This window comes from Vibrio sp. GJ43-1 (genome assembly GCF_055808835.1).
On the sequence record NZ_CM147885.1, the window covers coordinates 865,546 to 889,744 of the forward strand.

General features: G+C 44.9%; 21 protein-coding genes, 4 pseudogenes and 1 riboswitch. Of the genes and pseudogenes, 9 read left to right on the plus strand and 16 right to left on the minus strand.

The annotated features are described in order from the left end of the window. Positions 1-287: 287 nt before the first annotated feature. Entirely contained in the window at positions 288-719 is a 432-nt protein-coding gene (locus AC0L66_RS21205; RefSeq protein ID WP_473570804.1) for a YceI family protein, read from the plus strand. 148 nt (positions 720-867) lie between these two features. Next, the gene (locus AC0L66_RS21210; protein ID WP_265674215.1) at positions 868-1,740 is read left to right on the plus strand and encodes a patatin-like phospholipase family protein; all 873 of its coding nucleotides are present in this window, start codon (positions 868-870) and stop codon (positions 1,738-1,740) included. A 107-nt stretch (positions 1,741-1,847) separates the two neighbouring features. On the opposite strand, the gene AC0L66_RS21215 is transcribed toward AC0L66_RS21210, so the two are convergent. The 6 genes and pseudogenes from AC0L66_RS21215 to AC0L66_RS21240 all read right to left on the minus strand — a co-directional run bounded on the left by AC0L66_RS21215 (position 1,848) and on the right by AC0L66_RS21240 (position 7,575). After that, a complete protein-coding gene (locus tag AC0L66_RS21215) occupies positions 1,848-3,464 on the minus strand; it encodes a methyl-accepting chemotaxis protein (protein WP_473570806.1) in 1,617 nt (538 codons plus the stop codon). Positions 3,465-3,735: 271 nt separating this feature from the next. After that, positions 3,736-4,080 carry an ArsR/SmtB family transcription factor gene (locus tag AC0L66_RS21220; RefSeq protein WP_265674190.1) on the minus strand — a complete coding sequence of 115 codons (345 nt, stop codon included), beginning with the start codon at positions 4,078-4,080 and terminating at the stop codon, positions 3,736-3,738. Positions 4,081-4,151: 71 nt separating this feature from the next. After that, positions 4,152-4,895, minus strand: coding sequence for a phosphatase PAP2 family protein (locus AC0L66_RS21225; protein WP_265674189.1), 744 nt, complete (start codon positions 4,893-4,895; stop codon positions 4,152-4,154). 196 nt (positions 4,896-5,091) lie between these two features. Then, complete coding sequence (locus tag AC0L66_RS21230) at positions 5,092-5,388, minus strand: hypothetical protein (protein WP_473570808.1); 297 nt, start codon at positions 5,386-5,388, stop codon at positions 5,092-5,094. A gap of 247 nt (positions 5,389-5,635) precedes the next feature. After that, positions 5,636-6,104: pseudogene (locus AC0L66_RS21235) on the minus strand (DUF2850 domain-containing protein). A 151-nt stretch (positions 6,105-6,255) separates the two neighbouring features. Beyond that, a complete protein-coding gene (locus tag AC0L66_RS21240; RefSeq protein WP_473570810.1) occupies positions 6,256-7,575 on the minus strand; it encodes an ABC1 kinase family protein in 1,320 nt (439 codons plus the stop codon). Positions 7,576-7,732: 157 nt separating this feature from the next. Between AC0L66_RS21240 and ppnP the strand changes: the two genes are divergently transcribed. After that, positions 7,733-8,014 (plus strand): pyrimidine/purine nucleoside phosphorylase, encoded by a 282-nt coding sequence (gene ppnP, locus AC0L66_RS21245; protein ID WP_265674185.1) that lies wholly within the window; start codon positions 7,733-7,735, stop codon positions 8,012-8,014. Positions 8,015-8,300: 286 nt separating this feature from the next. Here ppnP and AC0L66_RS21250 read toward each other — a convergent pair whose 3' ends face one another. Then, a complete protein-coding gene (locus AC0L66_RS21250; RefSeq protein ID WP_473570812.1) occupies positions 8,301-9,149 on the minus strand; it encodes a pirin family protein in 849 nt (282 codons plus the stop codon). 169 nt (positions 9,150-9,318) lie between these two features. Continuing rightward, positions 9,319-9,418: riboswitch (purine riboswitch) on the plus strand. A 158-nt stretch (positions 9,419-9,576) separates the two neighbouring features. On the opposite strand from AC0L66_RS21250, the gene AC0L66_RS21255 reads away from it, so the two are divergent. Then, positions 9,577-10,584, plus strand: coding sequence for an adenosine deaminase (locus AC0L66_RS21255; RefSeq protein ID WP_473570814.1), 1,008 nt, complete (start codon positions 9,577-9,579; stop codon positions 10,582-10,584). Between the two features lie 395 nt (positions 10,585-10,979). Then, positions 10,980-11,825 carry a penicillin-insensitive murein endopeptidase gene (mepA, locus tag AC0L66_RS21260; RefSeq protein WP_279348231.1) on the plus strand — a complete coding sequence of 282 codons (846 nt, stop codon included), beginning with the start codon at positions 10,980-10,982 and terminating at the stop codon, positions 11,823-11,825. Between the two features lie 102 nt (positions 11,826-11,927). On the opposite strand, the gene AC0L66_RS21265 is transcribed toward mepA, so the two are convergent. Further along, positions 11,928-12,272: a helix-turn-helix domain-containing protein gene (locus tag AC0L66_RS21265; RefSeq protein ID WP_265674182.1), complete on the minus strand. Its 345-nt coding sequence runs from the start codon at positions 12,270-12,272 to the stop codon at positions 11,928-11,930. A 403-nt stretch (positions 12,273-12,675) separates the two neighbouring features. Here AC0L66_RS21265 and AC0L66_RS21270 point away from each other — a divergent pair, with 403 nt between their 5' ends. Next, the gene (locus tag AC0L66_RS21270) at positions 12,676-13,980 is read left to right on the plus strand and encodes a GGDEF domain-containing protein (RefSeq protein ID WP_473570817.1); all 1,305 of its coding nucleotides are present in this window, start codon (positions 12,676-12,678) and stop codon (positions 13,978-13,980) included. Between the two features lie 115 nt (positions 13,981-14,095). Here the strand turns inward: AC0L66_RS21270 and AC0L66_RS21275 are convergent. The 4 genes and pseudogenes from AC0L66_RS21275 to AC0L66_RS21290 all read right to left on the minus strand — a co-directional run bounded on the left by AC0L66_RS21275 (position 14,096) and on the right by AC0L66_RS21290 (position 19,864). Further along, a pseudogene (locus AC0L66_RS21275) lies at positions 14,096-16,959 on the minus strand (FAD-binding and (Fe-S)-binding domain-containing protein). 18 nt (positions 16,960-16,977) lie between these two features. Continuing rightward, entirely contained in the window at positions 16,978-17,643 is a 666-nt protein-coding gene (locus tag AC0L66_RS21280; protein ID WP_265674179.1) for a LutC/YkgG family protein, read from the minus strand. 10 nt (positions 17,644-17,653) lie between these two features. Beyond that, a pseudogene (locus tag AC0L66_RS21285) lies at positions 17,654-19,109 on the minus strand (LutB/LldF family L-lactate oxidation iron-sulfur protein). Then, the gene (locus tag AC0L66_RS21290; RefSeq protein WP_265674177.1) at positions 19,106-19,864 is read right to left on the minus strand and encodes a (Fe-S)-binding protein; all 759 of its coding nucleotides are present in this window, start codon (positions 19,862-19,864) and stop codon (positions 19,106-19,108) included. The pseudogene AC0L66_RS21285 and the gene AC0L66_RS21290 overlap by 4 nt, the downstream one beginning before the upstream one ends. Positions 19,865-19,999: 135 nt before the next feature. Between AC0L66_RS21290 and AC0L66_RS21295 the strand changes: the two genes are divergently transcribed. Then, on the plus strand, positions 20,000-20,902 hold the full coding sequence (locus AC0L66_RS21295) for a LysR family transcriptional regulator (RefSeq protein ID WP_428753226.1): 903 nt from the start codon (positions 20,000-20,002) through the stop codon (positions 20,900-20,902). A 71-nt stretch (positions 20,903-20,973) separates the two neighbouring features. Here AC0L66_RS21295 and AC0L66_RS21300 read toward each other — a convergent pair whose 3' ends face one another. Then, complete coding sequence (locus AC0L66_RS21300; RefSeq protein ID WP_390902903.1) at positions 20,974-21,573, minus strand: hypothetical protein; 600 nt, start codon at positions 21,571-21,573, stop codon at positions 20,974-20,976. Between the two features lie 46 nt (positions 21,574-21,619). Here AC0L66_RS21300 and AC0L66_RS21305 point away from each other — a divergent pair, with 46 nt between their 5' ends. Then, positions 21,620-21,931: a DUF1496 domain-containing protein gene (locus AC0L66_RS21305; protein ID WP_265674176.1), complete on the plus strand. Its 312-nt coding sequence runs from the start codon at positions 21,620-21,622 to the stop codon at positions 21,929-21,931. Positions 21,932-22,024: 93 nt separating this feature from the next. Here AC0L66_RS21305 and AC0L66_RS21310 read toward each other — a convergent pair whose 3' ends face one another. After that, positions 22,025-22,324, minus strand: coding sequence for a YfcZ/YiiS family protein (locus AC0L66_RS21310; protein ID WP_265674175.1), 300 nt, complete (start codon positions 22,322-22,324; stop codon positions 22,025-22,027). Positions 22,325-22,860: 536 nt separating this feature from the next. Between AC0L66_RS21310 and AC0L66_RS21315 the strand changes: the two genes are divergently transcribed. Next, positions 22,861-23,322: a TetR family transcriptional regulator gene (locus AC0L66_RS21315; RefSeq protein WP_265674174.1), complete on the plus strand. Its 462-nt coding sequence runs from the start codon at positions 22,861-22,863 to the stop codon at positions 23,320-23,322. A 170-nt stretch (positions 23,323-23,492) separates the two neighbouring features. Here the strand turns inward: AC0L66_RS21315 and AC0L66_RS21320 are convergent, their stop codons facing one another. Beyond that, positions 23,493-23,783 (minus strand): ATP-binding cassette domain-containing protein, encoded by a 291-nt coding sequence (locus tag AC0L66_RS21320; protein WP_473570820.1) that lies wholly within the window; start codon positions 23,781-23,783, stop codon positions 23,493-23,495. A gap of 35 nt (positions 23,784-23,818) precedes the next feature. Beyond that, positions 23,819-24,199, minus strand: a pseudogene (locus AC0L66_RS21325) (ATP-binding cassette domain-containing protein); the annotation flags it as partial.

Here is a 24,199-nt window from a genome sequence, read left to right on the forward strand (position 1 = left end):
TTAATTGGCTTGTTAACAAACCCTATTAACGTAGTGCGATAAACAAAAATAAGCGGATAATGGTAGCGGGTTCAGGTATTAGATTTGGTGTTCTGATAACTGTGAACTACACCTATTAGGTACAAAAAATCAAAGGAGCGCGATATGAGAGCTGGAATCAGTGGTTTATTGGCCTTAATGTTGGCCTTTCCCGCGACAGCAGGGTGGATACTAGATAATGAGGCATCGTCATTAAAGTTTGTTTCAACGAAAAAAATGCTGCGAGTGAAGTTCATCATTTTGAGGCGATGTCTGGCACCATATCGGATGATGGGAAAGCGACGGTGATATTGGATTTAAGCAGTGTGGAAACCAATATCGCAATTCGAAACGAACGAATGAAAAGTATGCTATTTGATGTGGCATCATTTAAAACGGCGACGATTACCACGGTCATCGATATGAGCGAATTAGATGGCGCGGATATTGGTGGTATTTATTCAGCGACATTCGATGTTACCGTTGATTTGCATGGTAAACAAAAGACCTACCCAGCTAATTTGACCGTGATGAAAATGTCTGATGATAAAATTGTCGTGGTGGCTAATGATCCACTCATTGTCAAAGCGGCTGATTTTGGTTTAGAGAAAGGGATTGAAAAACTGCGAGAAGTGGCTGCTTTGCCTTCGATAGCGACGTCAGTTCCCGTGACGTTTGTTTTGGTTTTCGATCAAAAATAGCCTCTGTTTGCTCCCTAATTGTATTTTAGGGAGCGTATAAAACATCACTTTGATAGCTTTTTCCTATCGAAGTAATTTACAAGTCCCATTATATTTCAGGCTTATGTTTCATTATTCTGTCACCAGTATTGATGATGAGAGAGAAATGATGAATAACAGTGCATTGATTGTAGAGGGTGGGGCAATGCGAGGTGTTTTTGCAAGTGGTGTGCTCGATACCTTTATGAATCATGATTTTATGCCTTATGATTTTGCAATTGGTGTTTCTGCAGGGGCATCGAATTTAGTTGGTTATTTATCAAACTCTCCTCAACGTAGCTTTGAGGTCATCACTAAAATGGCGACGAACAAGCGGTTTTTTAATCCAGCGCGCTTTGCCAAAGGCGGAGATTTGGTTGATGTAAAGTGGTTATGGGATGAGTCTAATCAACGCTACCCACTAAACTGCGAGGCGCTTTTCTCCAGTATCCCCATGTTTGCAGCTGTAACGAATATTGATAGCGGGCTTGCGGATTATTACCGAGTGGAAGCCCATTCATTATCCAACATTATTGAAGCCACAACCGCGCTTCCGATTGCCTATCGTCGTCCACCTTGTTTTTCTGGTGGTTGTTATACTGATGGCGGTGTCGCGGATTCTATTCCCGTAAGAGAAGCCTACCGCCGCGGTGCACGTGATATTACCGTGATCTTATCGCATCCACTGAGTTATGAAATGAAAGCCAGTCGTTCGGCGTGGTTGGTTCAGGCCTTATTAGCGAAGTATCCAAGTATTGCTCAAGCGATGAAGGTACGAGCTGAAAACTACAACCAATCGTTAGAATTTATTCGGCATCCCCCGAAAGATGCGACGATCAGAGTGATCACACCTCCAGAAGACTTTGCGGTGAAGCGATTAACGATGAACCAGAAGACTTTGCACCAAGGGTATAAGATGGGGTTAGCGGCGGGAGAGGAACACTTGTCTATTCGTCGCGGTGAATACGGGTTACACCAAGAAAATTGTCATTTCTGTGTTTAGATTATTGATGAGAGCGAAGCGCGATGGAGAAAAGGCTGTCGTGAGAAGGTGATAATAACAACGCTACATAGTCAGCTAACTACTATGTAGCGCTCGATAATTTTTAATTAAAATTTAAAGTAAGCCAGTTTTTGTGATAACTCGTCCGATGCTTGCGCCATCGTTTGAGATTGCTGGGCTAAATGTTGACTCGTTTGTTTTATCTCACTAATAGAAGTGTGCACAACAGTGACATTCTCATTCACGTCATTCGCGACGATCCCTTGCTGCTCTGCTGCCGCCGCAATTTGAGTCACCATGTCATAAGTTTGGTTTAGGCTGCTAACGGCACCATCAAGTTGCTCTTGTGTTTTTGTGGCGAGTTGAACACTGTGGGTGATCTTTTCTTGATTGGTCGCCATGACCGATAAGACACTGGTTGTACGTTTGTTTAGATCGTCGATAGTGCTTTGTACTTGCGTGGTGGATTCTTGCGTTCGGCTAGCAAGATTTCTAACCTCATCGGCAACGACGGCAAAGCCGCGACCTTGCTCACCAGCCCGAGCGGCTTCAATCGCTGCATTTAACGCCAGTAAGTTGGTTTGTTCAGAGACTTCGGTAATTACACCAACAACGTTGCTAATGTCAGCGACGCCTTGCTTCAAAGATGTCATGAGTTCATAAGTATCGGTAATGTCGTCTGAGATGGTGGCAATGTTGTCCAACGTGTATTCCATGCTTCGGCTACCATCACCCGCTAGCACTTTGCTTTGCTCTGTGGTGGTAGAGGTGCGCTCTGCATTTTCGGCGATATCTTGAATGGTGGATGACATCTCACTCATCGCTGTCGCCAACTGCTCAAGCTGCTCAGTTTGCGAATGGATACACGTTGCCGTTTCCTCGCTGGTGGCTGCAATAGAGGCTGACAGTTGACCTGAATGACTGGCCGATTCTTTCGCCACCGATATAGTGTCACGTAACGTGTGCATCATTCGATTGAGCTCGCGGCTTAATATGCCAATTTCATCTTTGCGTTGCGTCGTTAAGTTTCGGCTAAGATCGCCATCGGCAACATGGTGAACACTTGTGACGAGATCTTCGATGGGGACAACGATGTTTCGCGCAATGGCACCACATAATAGAATCAGGAACATTGCCGCGATGCCATCAATAATCAGTTCTTTGATCATCGCTGATTTGAAGCTGTCATCGATATCAGACAGAGGAACACCAGAACCAATGATCCAGTTCCATTGAGGGATATGTGTCACATAGGTGATTTTTTCAGATTCTTCGCCGGAGGCTTCCTTCCAGTAATATTGCACGAAGCCTTGTCCTTGAGTGGTCGCTAAGTCAATAAGTTGCTGCATGAAAGGCTTACCACGTGCATCGGTGATCGTTGTGGTACTCATTCCCTCATAGTGAGGTTGGGTTGGGTGCATGACGATCTTTTGATCGGAGCTTGCTATCCAGAAATACTTATCGTGGTCAAAACTCAGTTGACGCACTGCCGCCATGGCTCGAGCTTTTGCTTCCTTGTCACCAATATCAGCGCTGAGCGCAATGTAGTGATCGATAAGGGTTTTCGCGATATCCACACTTGCCTGAATGCTGCTCTTGCGCTGTTCGTAGCTATTGGATTTTTGTATGTTGAGATTAAACACACCAATAGATAAAAGGATAATCACGGCAATGATAACAATGCATTGCAGTTTGGTTCGAATAGACAGGTTGCTGAGATTCACTTAGAGGTCCTCGGGATGGGCTTTGTCATTTGATGACTTTTATGTGCAGTACTAAGGCGTTATCGGCATGTTAACGCAGATGTTGACGCTCGTGATGGGGGAAGTATTGGCAGTGTGAATGCTTGATTAAGGCTACTATTGGTTGTTCGAAGATAACGGAAGGTGTTATTTGCCTGGTGTATGGTTGGTGTGTCTTATATATCTATAAGGCTTGAGGAAGAATGGGTTTTCTTTAGTCATTGATATGACCAGTTAAGAAAACCCGCTGTTTTTATGATAGTGGTAAATTTTCTTGGTCTTGAGTTCGGCTTATCTCAGCGTCATTACCGCTTTCTTCAATGCAGCATTCGTCTTGCAAGAAGCCGATAACACCTTGTAAATGCTCATATTGTGCAACGCAATAAAGGGTGCGCCCTTCGCGTCGTTGAGTCAGTAAATTCGCTGACGTTAAACTTGAAATATGATGGGATAACGTAGAGCCTGGGATATCAAGACGCTCTTGGATTTCGCCTACTGGAATGCCTTGATGACCCGCGCGAACGACTTGGCGATAGATCGCTAAACGCGTAACGTGACCCAGTTCTTTTAGCGCTTTCGCGGCGGTAGTGATCTGCATAAAGGTTCTCCCGAATAGTGTATTTCGATAATAATGGAAATTACGACTACGCTCTAGTAATTTCTACACGTTTACTCAGTCTTTTGCCTTTTTAACCATTTATCAAACAAAGGGTAAGTCATCGGGATAACGGCGTACAACAGTAAACCAAACAACATAGAGCCAAATAAGTCGATAGGGCGGTGCATACCAAGCCAGAGTCGACTCATAGCCACGCTCGATGCCCAAATTATGGTCAGAGCGGCCAGTAAATAGCGGCCATTACTTAGCAGTAGACCCCCAAAAAATAGTACGCAGATACTTGCAAAAATGGTGTGTCCAGAAGGGAATGAATAGTCCGTTTCCCCCATCCAGTGCATGGTTCTCCAATGACTAACTTGCTCGGACACTTGCTCTATCGCCTGATCTTTTTCGGCTACTTTTAGGGTGTAAAAGTCTCTGGGATTTTCAATGACATGCTGCTCAGCAAGTAGGTGAGTATAGGGTCGCGGGCTTTCTGTTACGTTTTTTAACAGCGACTTAGCACCAAAACTTAGCACGAGTAATAGACCTAATTGAATAAGGAGGTGCAGTTTGATAGGGGATTTCTTAATGACCCATGCTGTGGTAAGGCAAAACACACACAAGGTGATTAAAAAGCCTTGGTGCCCTGCGGAATAGGTGAGAGTTTGCATCGCCTCGCCTGTCATTGCTTCGACGTGACCTCGTAAAGACAAGGGGTAAAAGAGTAGGGTAAGGGCGAAGGTGACGGTAGCGAAGGCTGCAAGGCAAAGCATGCCGGAAGTTTTGGTGTCTTTGATTGAAATAAGTGCCATATTATCCGTCTACTGAATTGAAGAGCGAGCATCATAATGGATAGTTGGGCGATTTCTAACAGAGTAATGTCATAATGTGACATTGAGAGGCATGGTTGAGCTTTATTGTCGCCAATGCTCAGCACACCTGTTTCAAGGTATGCTGCTCATAAACGACATGAGTCGAAACGTCCAACGTACCGCTGCCGACATCAGGCTATAGATCGCGCATCAATATTTCAAATTCATCATTAGCACGCAAAATTAATGCATTTAGCTCGCGGGCATCCTGGCAATGTAAAGGAAGATTCCAGAGCTGCTTATTGTGTTGATCGACGCCCTGAATATGGGTCACGGCGCCAGCATGCTTGAACGTCACTTGTTCAAACTCTGAATCATGATGTTCTTTTGATTCAATGATATCAATATCGAGATGCCCTATCGGGTTGATATCAATATTGACGTGGTAGCCGTTTGATTCAGGGAGTAAAAAATTACGATGTGTCTTGATCATGTTCCTCTCCTTGGTTGCGTGTATCTAAGGGATGCTTACTATTGCTAGCTATCGGCGGTAAGCGTCCCGTGTGGTGTTTTATTTGCTAACGCGCTTAGTTAAAGTTTAGGAGAAAAACAAAGGATAAAAATGAAAGTGTTATGAATATTGATTTATATCAATTGGGTCGTCAATTACGTTGTTATACCGCTGAGAGATACTGCGCCTTCCAACGGCATTTTCTTGAATATGTTCAACGGTAGAGAGGTTATTTGGTGGTGAAGTGCTCACTTAATGCAGAGCGACGGTTCTGACCTGGGCTATAACCATCCATTGGTACGGTATGTTCGAACCCTTGTAATATGAATCGTTGTGGCGGTAGAGCGGGAGTAATACGGCGTAATTGAGGTGAACGCGGTGTGCCGACTTTCTCGTAGACCCAAGTCCCACTGCTTGGCTTTTAGTTTCACAATACGACCATCAAACTCATATTGAGTGGCGATAAGGCGATGATTTCGTTGTACGCCGTGAGAGGCAAATGTGAGGATTTCGGTACTTTGTTTTGGTGCGCCGATTTCAATCCAATTGCCATAGACTTGTGTTGGGGAGATGTGTTTCTGATGGCTGTTATAAAAGGCAAACCCTAGTACAGATGCAAGCGTAATAGAGACCAACAAAATGATGATGAGTATTACACTATCATTTGTCTTTGTGTGCTTTCCTCTACGTGATGCCATTCACCGCTCCCTTATATAGCCTGTAAATACAATATCGACCAGCTTAGCTATAACTTGAGCTTACGTTGACCTACCCATCAATTGTAGGCTTAGATTGTAACAGTTTATCCTTTTGTGACAGATATTTATGCGCATCGCATTCAGTAAATGTTCAGTCACTATTGACACGATAGGGTTCAAACAGAGAATGGACGTCGACCGTTGCATTGAGTCGTGCCGCGAGCAGGTAGAGCCCACCTATTTTTCGGTGTAAGAATAACGCATCTGCTGGCGGAGTGTGCCAATAGCCTTTTTCCATGCTCAAAATTGTGCCTGCTTGGCTAAGACGCTGCGGCAAATTGCTGCTACCAAAGTGATAGGGCCCTTGTTGCTTCAACGGCTCACAAGCCAGTCTGACAAGATCAAAAATAGCGGTTTTTTGATCCGCAAGAATCTCTTGGTTAAAGAAGCCGATTTGAGCCAAAGCGTGGTCAAGGGCGTCATCGTTCTCATCTAGAATGGCGGAGAAAGCGCGTCGATACCCATTGCTGATATTCTCGTCATAACGGCGGGTCGCACCAAAATCCAGTAATACGACTTTTTGTTGGGCGGAATCGTAAAGAAAATTAGCAAAATTGGGGTCAGTTTGAACCAATTTAAAATCGAAAATTTCTTTAAACAACAAGTCTAGCAACAGCTGAACGACTCGGTCTCGCGTTTGTTGGTTGGCACTGGTTAAAGACTCAATAGGGTCGCCATGGACGAAGGTCATTGCCAGTACGTTGTCAGTGGTGAGATCAGCGATGACAGAAGGTAAAATGAAGTTGTTATTTCCATCAAGGTGCTGATGATATTGATTCAGTAATGCAGCTTCAAGTCGGTAATCCGCCTCAGCGTGTAATTGCAATTTAGCCTCTTCTAACAGGCCTCGGTAATCCACCCCTTTAGGAATTAACCCTACGACATTGAGTAAGGTACCGACATTATCGACATCACTGTCGATACTTTTTTTAATACCGGGGTATTGCACCTTGATGGCGAGTTTTGTTCCGTCCTCAATATGGGCTTGGTGCACTTGTCCAATGGAGGCGCTAGCAATGGGTTTGAAGTTAAAGGCAATAAAGTGCTGCTTCCAATTGACGCCGAGCTCTTGAGTTAACACTGCTGCGAGTTGCTTTGAAGGCATCGGTGCCGCGTCAGAACGAAGCCGCGCCAATATTTCCGCAAGTTCTGGGCTGATTAAATCCCCCGCATCCATGGACATCAGCTGTCCGACTTTCATGGCAGCGCCTCGTAAATGAGCGAGCTGATCCGCTACGCGCTTTACATTGCTGGGGGTTAACAACAGATCTTTGGCGCTTGGTCTTTTGCCTTGAGAAAGCTGTTTAGCACCTTCAGTCACCATGGCGCCAGTCACGCGAGTGGCCAAAGAAGCAAGCTTACCAAACCGTGAGACACGATTAGTAGGCACTTTACTCTCGTACTTAGACATAAGAATTCTCCGTTGCATGAATCGTTATTTGAGCAGATGAATGCTCATGACTACCTTGTTATACCAATTAAGCTGCGTTATTGATCAATAACTTGTTTTACGTTAAATAGTGCGGTAAAACCATGTTTTATATTAGATACTTAAACAAGGAAGTCCCATGATAAAAGAAAATACCTATTTTGACGGTGGCGTTAAATCGCTTGGTTTTACTCAAGCGGACGGTGATAGCAGTGTTGGCGTAATGGCTGCGGGTAGTTACACCTTTGGCACGGCAGCAGCGGAAAAAATGACCGTGGTGAAAGGTGCGTTAACGATTAAACGCAGCGCTGACGCTGACTGGGTAACGTTTAGCGCTGGCGAGAGCTTTGATGTGGAAGGTGACTCGAGTTTTGATGTGAAAGTTGACACATCAACCGCTTACTTATGTGAGTACTTGTAACCTTGGCTTTTTACTCACCTCGGTACTTTACTAATGTGAGTCTTTACTGATGTCAGTGCCTAACTGATTAAATGGTCTGAGTGAGTTCAATACGGATTAGCCGTGATCGTTTGACCAATAAAATGACGCATCGACAACGTGTCGATGCGTGACACATTGGCAGTGAACATCGTGTCTACGTGTTTTCCGTGATGCTTGGTTAGGGCTCCTCTACCATCCTCACCCGTTAACGCTGTAAAGCGGCTTACCTCAATGCAAAGCAGTTCTCAATAATCCTAGAGCGGTATTAGTACGTTTCAAACAGCCCGGCATTATAATCATCAATAGCTTGTTGAATCTCTTCCTTAGTGTTCATGACAAATGGGCCATAGTGAACCACAGGTTCGTTAATCGGCTCACCAACAAAAACGAGTACCCCTGAGTCAGAATGAGCGGTGAGTGACAGTAATTCCCCCTTTGATAACAGTGCCAGCTCGCCTTGACTTACTGTTTTTCCTTCTACGCTTGCTTGTCCTGAATAAACGTAAACCATCGCATTGTGATTGGGCTCTAGCTGCAATTGAATACCTTGCCCTTTGTCGGCTTGCCAGTCCGTGACTGAGAGGGGGACTCCCGTAGTTTGTAACGGGCCCTTGGTCTTGGCGCCGTCAATACCGATGTCACCAGCGATAACCCGAACGGTTCCACTCTTATCAGTGGTTGATTGGGTAATCGTTTCAGGCTGAAAGTCATGATATTGAGCTAGTATCATTTTGTTTCGTGCTGGTTGGTTTATCCATATCTGGAAACCGTGTAGCGCGCCTTCTTCCATAATGGGCATTTCGCTATGAATGACCCCTTGCCCTGCCGCCATCCATTGTGCGCCACCCGATCGTAATTCACCCACGTTGCCCATATGGTCACGATGTTGGAAGTGCCCTTGGCGCATGTAGGTTAAGGTTTCTATCCCTCGATGAGGATGCGGAGGAAAGCCACCCACGTAGTCTTTTTTGTCGTCTGAACGGAGCTCATCAATCATCAAGAAAGGCGAAAATGCCTGATTATCAAACCCGTGAACACGACGAATTTTCACGCCATCACCATCAGAAGTGGCGTGGGAAGGAATAATATGTTGAACATTTCGATAGGCGGTCATAATGAATCTCCTTGGTTGAGAGTCACTATAGAACTCAAGTTGAGTCTGTTGCAGGGGAAAGAAGTGATGAAGTCGTTCAAAAAAATTGAATGACGTCTTGGTGGTTTCTACGCAGAACAAGTGCGTCAACTCGTTAGAAATCAGCAGTAGTCATCGCCCATTTGTTCCGTATAATGGCAATCGTTTGCTTCGTATAACCCCAATAATCTGGTTTGGGGGTCTCTACCAGTACCCTGAAAGTGCTGATTACGAAGAGTTAGGATCACAATTGTGTTCTTACTCTTTGTATTGGTGCTGATTCAGTGAGGACTCAATCGTTCTAGATCTGAGTCTGATTGATAAAAGTCGCGCTGACTTTCGAAAAAATCAGCGATCCCTTCCATACTAAGAGTAAGTGCACCCACAACACGAACTATAAAGGTGGAATATGAACGCATTTATTCAAGGTCTTCCAAAGGTAGAGTTGCATTTACATATCGAAGGTTCACTCGAACCTGAATTACTCTTTACCCTTGCTCAACGTAATAACATTAATTTGCCATACTCTTCACCAGAAGCGCTGCGCAAAGCCTATGAATTTGATGATCTTCAGTCATTTTTAGATATTTATTACCAAGGGGCCAATGCGCTGATTACTGAGCAAGATTTTTACGACTTAACTTGGGCTTATTTGCAGCGCTGTCATTCAGATAAGGTTATGCATACCGAGATATTTTTTGATCCTCAGACACATACCGAGCGCGGGATTGCGTTTGATACCGTGATCAACGGCATTTATCGCGCCTTGCAAGATGGTCAACATAAACTCGCTATTTCCTCCCATATCATTATGTGCTTTCTTCGCCATTTATCAGAAGAGTCGGCGATAGACACCTTAAAACGTGCACTTAATCATAAGGATAAGATCATTGGTGTGGGATTAGATTCATCAGAGCAAGGGCATCCACCGAAAAAATTTCAAAACGTGTTTACACAAGCAAGAGATGAAGGGTTCTTGACGGTGGCGCATGCAGGGGAAGAAGGTCCGGCGCAAAATATCGTGGATGCAATCGATATTCTAGGCGTGAGTCGTGTCGATCACGGGGTACGCTGTGTTGACAGCCCAGAGCTGTTAGATTCACTTGTTGAGAGTCAAATGCCACTTACCGTTTGTCCATTATCGAATATTAAATTACGCGTGTTTGATGATATGTCTCAGCACAACATTGTGGAATTACTTCGTAGAGGGGTTGCGGTGACGATTAACTCCGACGATCCAGCGTATTTTGGCGGTTATATGACGGACAACTTCCAAGCGGTGAGTGCGGCTCACGCGATGACGTATAACGAATTAGCTCAGTTTACACTTAATGCCATTGATGCCAGCTTTATTGACCCGTCACTGAAACATGAATATCGTCGTCGTGTTGAAGAATACCTTGGCAAGAGTATTTAATGGACTGTGTATAAGAAACATCTTAATGAAGTCGTCATTCCGAAGGTGGCAGCCTAAAAAGGAATGACGACTTTTCGTTACTTACATCTATGCCTAGACATAAGAACGATAGTATTAAAGGGAAAGTGGCAATGATTCAATGTGTTGTCGTTTGTTTGTGAGTCTTTTGTCATTGAATGTGATTGATTTCAAATTTGATATATTGAATTAATCGCTGTCCTAGCAGCCAGCAAGCGAGTGACGAGCTATGCTTATAATCATGGTTTGATTGATGGATTGCGCTGGCTCTTGTGAGGTGACTGTAGTCTTGATACAAGGTGTCTTATGAAGCAACGCTTACGGTATTGGAGACAAATGGAGACGAGATGTTAGGGAGAGGGCACGGAGAAACGTAAATGATAAAATATGGATTGGTGTTGTGTTTGTGCCTGCCATTGTCGTCGTTGGCAATGAATCGTTCATGGGAAGAAGTTACTCTACCCAGTGACGGGGAATCAAACTCGATTGGCAGTTATGCCAATGGCTGCTTGGCTGGAGGCGCAGAACTTGCGCCAGCAGGTACGGGTTATCAAGTGATTCGGACACAACGAAATCGCTATTACGGTCACGCCGATATGATTGATTATCTGACGTCACTTGCGATTCGTGTCGACGCATTGGGGATAGGTCGTATTCTAGTGGGTGATATCGCCATGCCACGTGGTGGACGTTTTGCTTCTGGGCATGCTAGCCACCAAACGGGATTAGATGCCGATATTTGGCTGCGACTACCAGCAACCCCCTTGAGTGTTGAGCAACTTTCCACGCCTAAGCCTTATTCGGTTGTTGATCTCAATAGCTACCGTTTAGAAAAAGAAAAATGGACCGAGAGTCATGCGCTGTTAATTCAAACCGCAGCGGTTGATGAGCGGGTGGCTCGAATTTTTGTTCATCCACTTATTAAGCAGCAATTGTGCGACACTGCTTGGAAGGATAATTCATGGCTTAGGAAGGTTCGGCCGTGGTGGGGGCACTATTCACACTTTCATGTTCGCTTGCATTGCCCTGAGGGCGATAGCCAATGTGTGGCGCAATCGCCACCACCGAAAGGTGATGGTTGTGGTGCAGAATTGGCATCTTGGAAACCCAATCCGTATATTGCGCCTAAACCCGCGAAAGCCGTGGTAAAGCTCGCCGATAAACCGAAGAAAAAACCAGCCAAACCTAAATATCAAGAATGCGTGGCGCTACTTAATCAGTAACAAGCGCCATGCTCGTTGTCAGTCTTTGGCAGGTTCACAAAGTCAACTCTGCGACGCTGACTTATCATGCATTCAGTCTGCACCCGTTTATAGCGAATCAGGTTACTGAACTCGATATTCAATGATGACTTGATTACCATCGATCCGCACGTTGGTGATTTCTCCATCAATCGTTAACTTCGTATTAAACAGGCGTTCGTCGATCGCAGCAACCCGAACCGAGCCTTTTAGTGATGGTAGGTGATGGTTAGGATTGATATGCAGTAACTTACAAAACCGATCAATAAAGGGCGCATCTAATGGATGTTGACCGTTTAGGCGATTGGAAAGCTCAACCTGACTAATGCTCAAGCGCTTAGCGACTTCCATTTGGGTAATGTGCATTTTTGCTTTTTGTGACATCCAGACGCTGTAGAGTGCTTCTGTATCTTGTAGTGTGTAATTCATGATGTGTTTAACCCTGCAATGATTAAGAGGACTGGTGCCCCTTTATTTATGCGCAGTATTCAACCGTAAATAGTGATTATTGATGTCAGTGCTGAGAAAGCTAGGTAAGGGTTAGGTCGGAATAATGACAAATTCTGGCAAAATTGATTCAAGTTGAGATACTCTTCTAATATCGTCAACTCTGATATGCGCATAATATTATAGGTAATTGGTTTTATATTGCCCTGTTGTTGCCTTGTGCTATTCATACCTCATATCTAGCTTCCTCCTGCAAATATTAGTGAGCTCACTCGCACTTTTGAGTTGCAATAAAGATTCATTACGTAATTATTCTAATATGCATCTTATTAATAACTGCGCTGAATGATTGACAATTATTCCGAATCACAGAAAAGGTTGGCACATGGAAGTGTTTTCTTTAGATATGAGAACGCTAAATTTTATAATGATTCTCTTTAGCTGTATCTATTGTATTGGTTTGTTGCTTTACCAACGTCCTAACGAGCTTCATCCCAACCATTTACACCCTAGAAATTCGGGTCCTAGCGCTTTGAGTCGTACTCATTTGCGGGATAACACCCAGCGCTCGACTAACTCGGTGAAGGGGCTTAAGGTCTTTGCTTTGGCGCTTTTAGCGATGGGAGCTGGACCGTTATTAATCAGTTTCAGAGGTTTTGTATCGGAATGGTTTAGTATCGTGGTTGCCAATATGCTGATTGCCTTCGCGTTTCAGATGCTTCTCCATGGTTTGTGTTCATTTCGGGAGTCTACGTTTCGATATTCTTATGCTTGTATGACGTTGATCCCGATTGTTTTTGGTCTATTTGTTTATTTCACCTATATCGAACCATCAATCAGTGCACGTATTGTCGTGATTGCAAGCTATCTGGTTATCGTTTCATTTGCATCCGTTAAGGCGCTACAAAGCGGGACTCGGTATGATCTCCCTTTAGCGGTGAAGATGATGTCGGGTACGTATTTCCTGTATGGCTTATTTATGCTATTTCGTGGTTATCACACGATAGCCAGTGCAAGTGTGACTGAATTTATGAGTGCAGGTTTGGTCCATCAGTTGACGTTTTTGTTTAGTATTTTTCTTATTGTTTCTATTAGCTTTTGTATGCTTTGGATGATTAATGCAAGGCAACTACACGCGATCAATGAACTCTCTTTTTATGACTCTCTCACCAAAATAAGAAACAGGCGCGCACTAGATCTATTTGTACATGATTTAAAGGATCGAAAAGATAAGACGCCGCGACCAATGAGTCTAATTATGCTCGACATCGATCACTTTAAATGTATCAATGATGAATATGGACACGTTGTGGGTGATAGAGTAATTCAAACGGTGTCCGGCGTTTTACGTAATACATTACCATCTCATGGTTCGATGTTTCGTTATGGTGGAGACGAAGTGATCATTGTGCTTGACGATCACGATATAAAAGTGACCGCGAATCTTGCAGAGCGGTTACGACAAAAAATTGAACATGCCCCCTATGTCGATAATCTTGCCGTCCAACCTACCTGTAGTTTTGGGGTCGCGCAAATTCATGGCGATGAAAGTTGGGACAGTGCGGTTAGTCGTGCTGACAAAGCGCTGTACCAAGCGAAAAAATGGAAGAAATACGGTTTATATTTCTCCCATGGCGCAGCTAAAACAAGTTTATGCCTGATTTTTCTCATTCTAGCGACTATCAGATAATTGAGGCATGGTGTATTTAGGATGAAGTCACCCATGCCTTTGTTCTGGATTATCCTTATGCACAAATACAGAAATAGTTAAATACAGAAATAGTTAATTACATGACTGAACGTACTCACTTAGCTCGCGGCTGCGCAGCCTCATCGACAAGATATAAAATAGACTGATACGGTATTCCACTATGATGTGCGAGACCAATTTCACACGTAATACTATTGCTAAATCCTCGTTGGCAATCGGAAGGTACTTGTTCTTTTAGTGGTGCCGTCGCCGCTTGGTTAAGCTCTGGGGTGGTGAAGCCTTTGTCTCCTGCCCAGCCACAGCACTGAATGTGCTCAGGAATAATCACATTGGTCGCACATTGCTGTGCGAGCTTAAGCATACTTGACTCCAATCCCATTCGTCGTGAGCTGCAGGTGACATGTAGCATGACAGATTCGTTGAGTGGCGTTAATGATAGGTGAGGCAGCAGGTAGCGACTGACAAAACCGACGGGTTCGGTAATGTTTAACGGTTTAGTAAAGTGTTCAATACTGCGTTTAGCACACGGACTCGTATCCATCACTATCGGGTATTCCCCTTCTTTACTGGCTGTCCATAGTGTTTCTTCAAGCTGCAATGACTTTTTGTCGGCAAGTTCAGTCATTCCTTTGCTGTCATAAGGCATCCCACAACATTGTTCTGTGAGCTCGCGTGGGGTGATTACTTCAAATCCTGCCTTTTCAATCAGTGACAGTGTCACCTCTGTTAGAGGACGTTGATCGTTGGCATTTGGCTGGGCGGCCATATTCCGACTGGCACAGGAAGGCAGATAAACCACTTTACCTGTCGATGAAGAGCGTGGCTTTTCGACTCCGGTAAAGTGGTTGGTTTTTGGTGTTTGTGCTAGCCATAGCGGTGTGCGCTGTTTAGTGACTGACCGCATCTGCCCGGCAAGTTTCTCGACCCGTTCAGCGCCGAGTAGATTGCTGGCGATTTCGCCAGTTTTTAGACCAAAGCGGGCAATGGAGGCGGTAGTGGCGAAGTGTTCAGCGGTCCATCGTGCGATAGGCTGGAATTTTTGATATCGCGATGCTCTGAGTTGTTTGACGAGATCACCCGTGTTGATCCCTACTGGGCAGCGATCAGCGCATAAGTCGGTTGCTGCGCAGGTGTCTAAACCTTGATATTGAAATACGTCTTCGAGCTGCATTTGGCTTTCAGACGTCTCGGTATCTGCTGGACGGCTGCGACGTTGGCGCTGGATCTCCCGGTATAGCACGATGCGCTGACGAGGCGACAGCGTAAGTGTACGTGAGGGACAAACGGGCTCGCAAAAACCGCACTCAATACAGCGATCGATAAGATCATCCGCGGCGGGCATGGGTTTTAGGTTTTCGATATGAGAATGTGGATTGTCATTAATGATCACGCCAGGGTTAAGTAAACCCTGAGGATCAAACAAGGCTTTGATCTGTTGCATTAATTCGTAGCCATCTCGACCCCATTCAAGTTCAACATACGGTGCCATGTTGCGACCTAGTGCCGTGTTCTGCTTTGAGTGATCCTTGGTATTTTACCGCCACAAGTTCTGCGACATCATCCATAAACCGACCGTAGCGCTGAATCTCTTTCTCGCTATCAAAACCTTGTGTGAAAACGAAGTGCAAGTTGCCTTCCAGTGCATGCCCAAAAATAATGGCTTCGTTGTAATGGTAACGGTCAAAGAGCTGCTGAAGATCTCGAACGCCTGCGGCTAGGTTTTCGACAGGAAAGGCGACATCCTCAATGATCACCGTTGTTCCCACTTCTCGCACTGCGCCGACCGCAGGGAACATGCCCTTACGAATACCCCAGAGCGTAGCGACAGTGCTAGGGTCGGAGGTGAAGGGGACCGATTCAATAATAGTAAAGTCGCTGAGTGCTTCCATAACCATAGCGTTAGAGTGTTGAAGGTCAGCGTCATGTGACGCGTGGACTTCAATCAATAACGCGGCAGCTTCAAGATCGAGATGTTGGATAAAAGCAGGCATGCCAGGTTGATCGGCAACGGATCGAAGTGAGCGACCATCCATCATTTCTACGGCTGCGACAGGGGTATCAGCGATGATAGTGACGGCTTGACTGGCTTCTTCAATGCTGGCAAAGGTTAGTAGGGTAGAGGCTTTAAATGGGTGCTCTATCACGGTGTTGTATGTAATGTCGGCAATAAACCCTAACGTACCCTCTGAACCTATCATAAGGTGCTCTAGAATTTCGATGGGGTCTTGAAAGTCAACCAAGGCGTTGAGTGCATACCCGGTGGTATTTTTTAGGCGATATTTATGGCTGATTTTTTCTGATAATGTGACGTTTTCTTGGGTTTGCTTAGCTAGGGTTTGTAGACCTGTGACAATATCGGAACGCGTTTCTTTGAATCGAGCAACACTGTGACTATCGCTCGTGTCTAGAATGGAGCCGTCAGCAAACACGATTTTCATGCTATCAACGGTTTTATAAGAATTTTGAGCGGTACCACAACACATTCCACTAGCATTATTTGCCGCAATGCCACCAATTTTACAGGTGTTGATCGACGCTGGGTCGGGGCCTATTTTTCGTTGATAGGGCAATAGATACTCGGTTTGCATCCGCCCCGATAACCCCTGGCTGAAGGCGGATCTTGTCGCCTTCATTTAAAATTTCATGTCCACGCCAATCATCGGTCAATGTGATCAAAACAGAGTCAGAAACAGCCTGTCCAGACAGGCTTGTTCCCGCCGCTCTGAATGTGAAGTGAATCCCAAGGTTCCCACACTGTTGAATCGCGAAGATGACTTCGTTGAGACTGTTTAGTCGCAGAACAATCTGTGGAATCAGGCGATAAAAACTGGCATCGGTGCCATAAGCCAGTCGCTCCGGTTCGCCAGTGATGATTCGCTGTGTTGGTATTTTTTCGGCGAGGATAGTTTGCAGCGCTTGGTAGCGATCTATCGTCGAGTCATACTTGGGGGTGCTCATTACTATCATCCTTTAATGTTATTCATCTTCCAAGAAAATGACGACCAGCTGACTAGGGCCGTGCGCGCCATACGCTAGGGTTTGTTGGATATCTGCCGTCTTGGATGGCCCAGACACTAACAATGCGTTGGTTGGCATATAATGATTCCATTGATTGTTCGCCATAGCTTGTTGAAAGTGGCCAAACAACATCGATTTTTTGACGAATGCAATGTGACAAGGAGGAACCAGAGAGAGGGTTCTCGGTTCATGCTCATTGGGCCACAATATGATGGCACCAGTATCGGCAATTCCGCCTGCGGTGTGTGTGATGCCAGCATCAACTTGGTCAAAAAGTTCGGCTTTCCAATGCTCTATGCTCTGGCTAAATTCGGTCACTTGCACAAGAGCCGTTGCTTCATGGCAGGCATCGATGAATTCACCAGCGGTGCCAATGGCAATGTGATGAAGCTGATATTCCGATATAACGGCCTGAAGGGTGGGGACGAGCGCCGCGCGAGTGGTCACTTTAACATCGGTATGATTGGCGGTCATCATGGCTATAAAGCGTTCTGCTTTGTCATCCATACTGATCGCTGAATCACTCCCCCATGGACGATAAACGGGTTCATCGCCTTGATAAGCGGTACGTGGTGCGCGCTTGAGGCGATTAAGGATGTTTTCTTTACTACTGCGTGTATCCATTGTTATCGCCTCATTTCGGATTATTCGTTTGACGCTTACGGTCGGTCATTCTCTGACGACCTTTGATACGCTGGTGCAGCGTTTTGTCGGCAGGCTTAGGGCGTGTGCGACATTGCGTCCATGCACCAAGGTTACTGGGAATAAGGTGCTGCAGCTTACTGGTAAGAAAAGTGGCCGAGTGATAAAGGGCTGGCGATGATGCGGCTAACGCATAACCGGACATGAGCGCAGACTCTATCGTGCTATGCGCGGTGTTTTGCCCTTTTAATGGGGCACGCTCCTTGCGTGCTGGGTGCTTGGCTTCCTGTCTTAGCCGTAACAGCATATCAGGAATAGGGATTTTAACCGGACAGACTTCACCACACGCGCCACATAAGCTTGATGCCGTCACAAGGTCTTTGGTTTTATCCAAGCCCAATAAATGCGGTGAAATGATCTTCCCTATTGGGCCGGGATACACCGTCCCATAAGCGTGCCCCCCTATTTTGGTGTAGACGGGACAGTGGTTCATGCATGCACCACAACGTATGCACTGTAAAGTTTTACGCAATTCTTCATCTTGATAGGCTTGGCTACGACCGTTGTCTAGTAAGATGAGGTGAACCTCTTCAGGTCCATCTTTTTCGGCATATTTTCGTGGTGAACTGATCATATTGAAGTAGGTGGTAATAGCTTGCCCGGTTGCACTGCGGGTCAATGCACTATACAGAGGTGGTACATCTGCCAGAAACTCGACAACTTTCTCAATGCCCGTAATGGCAATATGCACTTTAGGCACGGTGGTGGACATTCTGCCATTTCCTTCATTTTCAACTAAGCAGAGTGTGCTTGGTTTCGGCTACCGCAAAGTTCACTCCTGATAGGCCAATATCCGCCTCAAAAAACTTACGTCTTAGGCGAGTACGACCCGTTTGAATAAGGCTATCAACATCGTCAGTCGGGGTGAAGTTCTCCAAATGGGTACTAAAGGTGTCGCTGACTTCTTGCTTGTTTTTGTGGATGGCAGGCATGATGATGTGTGAGGGCTTGTCACCATCAAGTTGTACAATGTATTCGCCCATATCACTTTCTAGGCAGTGGATCCCAAGCTTTTCCAACGTATGATTCATTTCTATTTCTTCGCTGACCATCGACTTACCTTTGATGATCAGTTTGGCATCGTGCTGAGCAGAAATATCAGCAATCAAAGCATTGGCTTGTTGTGGTGTTTCCGCCCAGTGCACTTGTATTCCGTTTCGATAACAGTTGAATTCTAGTTGCTCTAAAAGTTCGGGTAGTTTGCTTAAGCAGCGCTGGCGAATGGATTCTGCAATATTGCGGATATTCTCTTCTTCTGCTGGATCATCAAACGCCGTCTTTCTTTTGTCGCGTAAGTAATCCATCGCGCCACGAAAATTGTCGCGAAGCTGAGCATCATCGAGCGCTTCTTTGGTTTGCTGATGAAAGTTGTTAGGTTGTTGGCTCATGAATTTACCTCCTGCGTACGCTCAAGTAAGAAAGACGCAAGGTGGCGACCAATGATCGGTTTCTGTTGGTATTCGAACGCACCGTTGATATTAAGTAAACAGCCCCAATCAGCACTGACGAGAATATCAGATTGTGTATTGCTGATATGGCGAGTCTTATCTTCTACCATCGCTTGAGAGATGTCTGGATGACGGACCGAAAAGCTTCCCCCAAATCCGCAACACTCGCTTTCGTAATCTTGTACCCGTAGTTCGACATTGGAGAGCTGCGAGAGAAGCTCTGTTGAGGTGGTATGGACATTCATTTCTCGTCGTGCCGCGCATGAGGTATGCATCACTACTGAGGTCGGTTGCCCTTGATCGGTTAGCTTAACCCGGCAGACATTGACTAGGAACTCAGTCAGTTCAAACACTCGGTCACAGAAGGCCTGTACCTTGGCTTCTTGACGGTCACCTTTGAACAGCTTTGGGTAGTGGTGGTGCATCATGCCACCGCAAGACCCTGATAACACGATAATGGGAAAAGGGTCCGGAAATAAGTCAATCTGGCTTTGAGCGACGTGCTTTGCCTCTTTGGTATAGCCGGAGGTATAAGCGGGTTGACCACAACAGGTTTGCTTTTCGACAAAAATGACGTTAATGCCTTGTTGCTCGAGCAAAGTGATGGCGTCGAGTCCAGCATCGGGATCAAACACATCCACTAAACAGGTAGCGTAGAGATAGACTGTTGATGGTTTTGGTGGGTAGATGCGCATGATAGGACTCCAACGTTTAACTCATGTTATGCCGTGTTGTAATCGGGCTGTTAATAAAGTGTGAAGTTAACGCTTCCAATTTTCTTTATACAGAGAAATAATGAAAATGATTATTTCCAAAAATGACCTAATATGATGCGTGCAGATGATTTGATCTTGTTCTATCAGGTAGTTGAACTGGGGGCTTTTAGTCGAGCAGCTGAGCAAAATAACCTGACAAATTCGGTAGTTAGTAAAAGGATTGCGCGGCTAGAAGATGAACTCGGCGTACAATTATTATATCGAACAACGCGTAAATTAACGTTAACTGAAGCGGGTAAAGCCTTGCTCCACAGTGCTAAAAATGTGACCCAAGCGACTATGGAAGCTGCAGCGTCTGTCTCAGGCTTTGGTGAGAATATTAGTGGTCATATCAAAATGTCGGTGCCGACGATTTCCGGTGATTTGATTTTAGCCGATGCCGTGGCGGAATTTTGTAATATGTATCCGGGTCTCAGCGTCGATATGTCGCTAGACAATCGTTTTGTCGATTTGGTAGATGGTGGGTATGACTTAGTGATTCGCACTGGCTACTTAGAAGATTCAAGTTTGATTGCCCGGCACATTTTGGACTCCCAATGGGTGGTATGCGCCTCACCCTCTTACATTGCCAAAAATGGTAAGCCGTTAAAACCGCATGATTTAACGCAGCATAATTGCTTGCAATACGCCTACCAAACAACAGGGGCGTCGGATTGGGAGTTTAAAGCTGGACAGAGTGGCAATGAAATTATTAAGGTCTCGGGTTCGTTTTCAACCAATAATGCTGGAGCATTGAGAAAGGCAGCACTGGGAGGGCATGGTATTGCGTATGTACCGCGTTGCCTTGTGTATCACGATGTAAGAAACGGACAGCTGGTGGATATATTTCCGGAACAAGTTGGGAAAAAGTTGGGTATCTATGCGGTGTACCCTTTTACTCGGCAGCCGCCAAATAAAGTCCGTCTATTAATTGAACATATACGCACAAGATATTTAACCATATCCCATTATTTTTAACCATATCCCCAATTTTTAAACGCGGTGAAACGCAAAGGAGCCAGGAGGAACGAGCTTGAAAATAGCGCTATTTAGCGAGCAACCGCACCCCCAAGGGTGAGGTTTGTTGGCCATTTTGTAATGTGATTACCGCCAAGAAAGATATTTCCGTCAACGGTGAGTCTAGCCGGAAGGACGGTAATATTTGAGCCACCGATATACAAACTACCTTTGACGATAAGATTATCTGGTAGCTCTGATAGTGGGGTTCGAATCAAGCCTAAATCACCATTGACGATCATGCCATCAGGAAGCTTAGCTACAGGCGTATCGGTTAAGTTGATATACCCTCCGGGCGTGACGCCTTCAGGCCATGCCTTTAATTGGCTGCCAAGAAGATTCGCATAACCTGTGATTTTCGTTCCTCTTGGGATATATGCCACTAAACTATTGGAAGCGTCTAGGCTACCTTGGACATCTAAATTATTGGGTAACGCTTCTATAGCGGTTTTTGCGATGTTGAGGTTACCTTTGACTACTAGCCCATCAGGTAATGCAGTGTAGGGTTTGTTGCGAAGGTGGAGGTTGCCATAATTATCAAGATGGTTGAGAATTTTATGGTGATCCAGTGATGTCGCGTTAAGCTGGCTAGTAGAAACAAGCCACATGGTAATAAGTAAGCAAACGCGCATCATAGAAAACAGAGCCGAAAATTAATGACAATACAGGTAGTGTGCAATGGATAGTCAACGAAAACAATGGAAAACGTGGCGTAAAATTTCAAAATTAACGGCAATCGCGATCGTTACAGTCGGTGTGCCGCTGTCATTAGTGAATGCAAAAGTGATTACGACACCGGGCGTGGATGTAGGGGCTGCGGTGCTGCTCTCAGATTCGAAGTTAGGTAAACGAGTGTGCTATTACAATGATAAGGCGTTTTCATTGGGATCTGTGATCACCGTTGAGGGTGTCATCTTACAGTGTGTGGCTGAGCAAGACTTCGAGATGAATGGTGAACTGAAGTGGAAGCGTCTAAAAAGCGAGCAATAGTGCTCGCTTTGGTCTCATGGTATGAATGAACTCATTCATACTCTTGCTTAGTCGTGCTTAGCCAATTTCTAAATAGTAGCCAAACGATGAAGGCTAGCGTGAGATTGAACGTGTTTTAAGTTCAAAAATAAGCTTTTCTGCACTGACTTCGAATTTGAAACGAGCGTGAAGTTCGGTTGAGTCTTCTTCGAGGGCAGAGATGTCGTATTGAACTTCTTTAGAGACTGACTGCGCAAGATCGATATACTTTTGAATCTCTTGCTCTAACAGGGCTTTAGATTCAGCAAAGAGCTGAACTTCAGCCACATCGTCACCTTCTTTGATGATGAAGCCCATTTCTCCGGAGACGCCACATGCGTCACATACCGCTTCTTCTTTGTACGTGTTTGACATAACAATACCTCTTACTAATTATGAGACCATTCTATAACTGTGGTTTTCAGGTAGCCAGAAAAAAATTGGTGGCGTTAATGTTACCGCAGCGGGCTACCCCGCTGTTACTGTGATTCAATCACGTAATAGTCGCCCGTTATAGGTTGTTAATACATCAACGGGTTAATGGACTAGTGGCATATGCATTCTTGCGCTCAATGGTATTGTGTTTGCTATGTGATTTAATTATGCAAGTGATTTATTTGTAATGTGATTGATGTCTCAAAAACGAGACCAGTGTCCTAGCGATAGAGTACACAATTGTATTTACTGAACGGAGAAGTGGTAGACTTTATAAGTTATAAATCTATTAATGATTTTTTATAATATTTCAATTGTATGCATATCTAATATCCGCGAATGGGTGTAACCCTTGATGCCGTAAACAAGGGTTAATAAATATTCATGTTATTTTATTAGATTAATTTACAGAGAATTGCTTTAATTATGGTATAGCATACAGTCAATGCACCACAGCGATAAGAGAAGAGCGTCAAATGCCAAAGCGTAGTAAAGAAGATACTGAAATCACTATTCAGAAGATTATGGAGGCGGTTGTCGACCAAATTATCCGTTTGGGTTACGACAAGATGTCTTACACGACTTTGAGTCAGCAGACAGGTGTATCAAGAACAGGGATTAGTCACCATTTTCCAAAGAAAACGGACTTTACAGCAGCGCTCGATGGACGCATTTTCAAGATGTTCGTTGAGCACCTTGAGTTTGAAGGTGGGCTAGATAGCTTTGTAAATAGTTGGTTGGCGGCACTGAAAAATGATGAATTTTTGGCAATTTTGAAATTGCTCTTTCATCATATTGTGACTTCAGAAAATGCGCATGAGTTTGCCTCTAAAGGTATCGACCGTTTATACAAATTGGTGGAAACTCAATACGGCGCAGGAAGTGAAAAAGAATTGGAGTGGCTGTTGGGCCGTTCATTGATTCAATTAAGTAAGTAGTGTATCGCTCATACTTATCTTGGTACGATCGTTAGCTTGCAGCCCCGCAAGTTGTGGGTTGTACATTCACTAAAAATACCGTGACTAATTAATAGTCGCGGTATTTTTTTGCCCAAAAATCATCTTATTTTAAATAAATAGCGTTCATTCAGTATATTTTCTCTATTTAACTACCGTGATATTACTAACGGAAAGCCCTTTTTAGGGTGTTCAGTAATAATGACGTCATAGCCATAAACGTCTGAGATCATTTCACTGGTAATGGCATCCCATGGTGAGCCATCAGCAACGATTTTTTGTTGGTTCAATACAATGATCCGATCTGAGTATTGAGAGGCTAGGTTTAAATCGTGGAGGACGACAATGACGGCTGCGTTATTCTTGGTTGCCATCTCTCGTGCCAGAGCAAGGGTATTGTGTTGGTGAGCAAGATCGAGTGCTGACGTCGGTTCGTCAAGCATGAGGATGGTTTGCCCTTTAGCATGGTGAAGCTGACTCAGGACTCTTGCAAAGTGGATACGTTGTTTTTCCCCCCAGATAAACTTGGATAGGGACGTGAGGCAAGCGGCAACATATCGACAGTGTTGAGGTAGTGTTTTGCTAACGCTTTGATCTCTCGATTAGACAACTTAAGTGGTATGGCTCCTAACTCAACGACCTCCGAAGCGAGAAATGGAAAGCTTAACGTACTGTGTTGTGGCACTAGACCGAGATGCATAGCGAGCTTAGCAGGCGTCCAGACGTCGCGTGATTGACCAAAATAGCGAAGGTTAGCCTTTGTTTTTAGTTCCCCACTTAGCACTTTTAATAGTGTGCTTTTCCCCGCGCCATTTGGGCCGAGTAGTGCGGTGACTTCACCGGGGTTCAGGTTTATTGA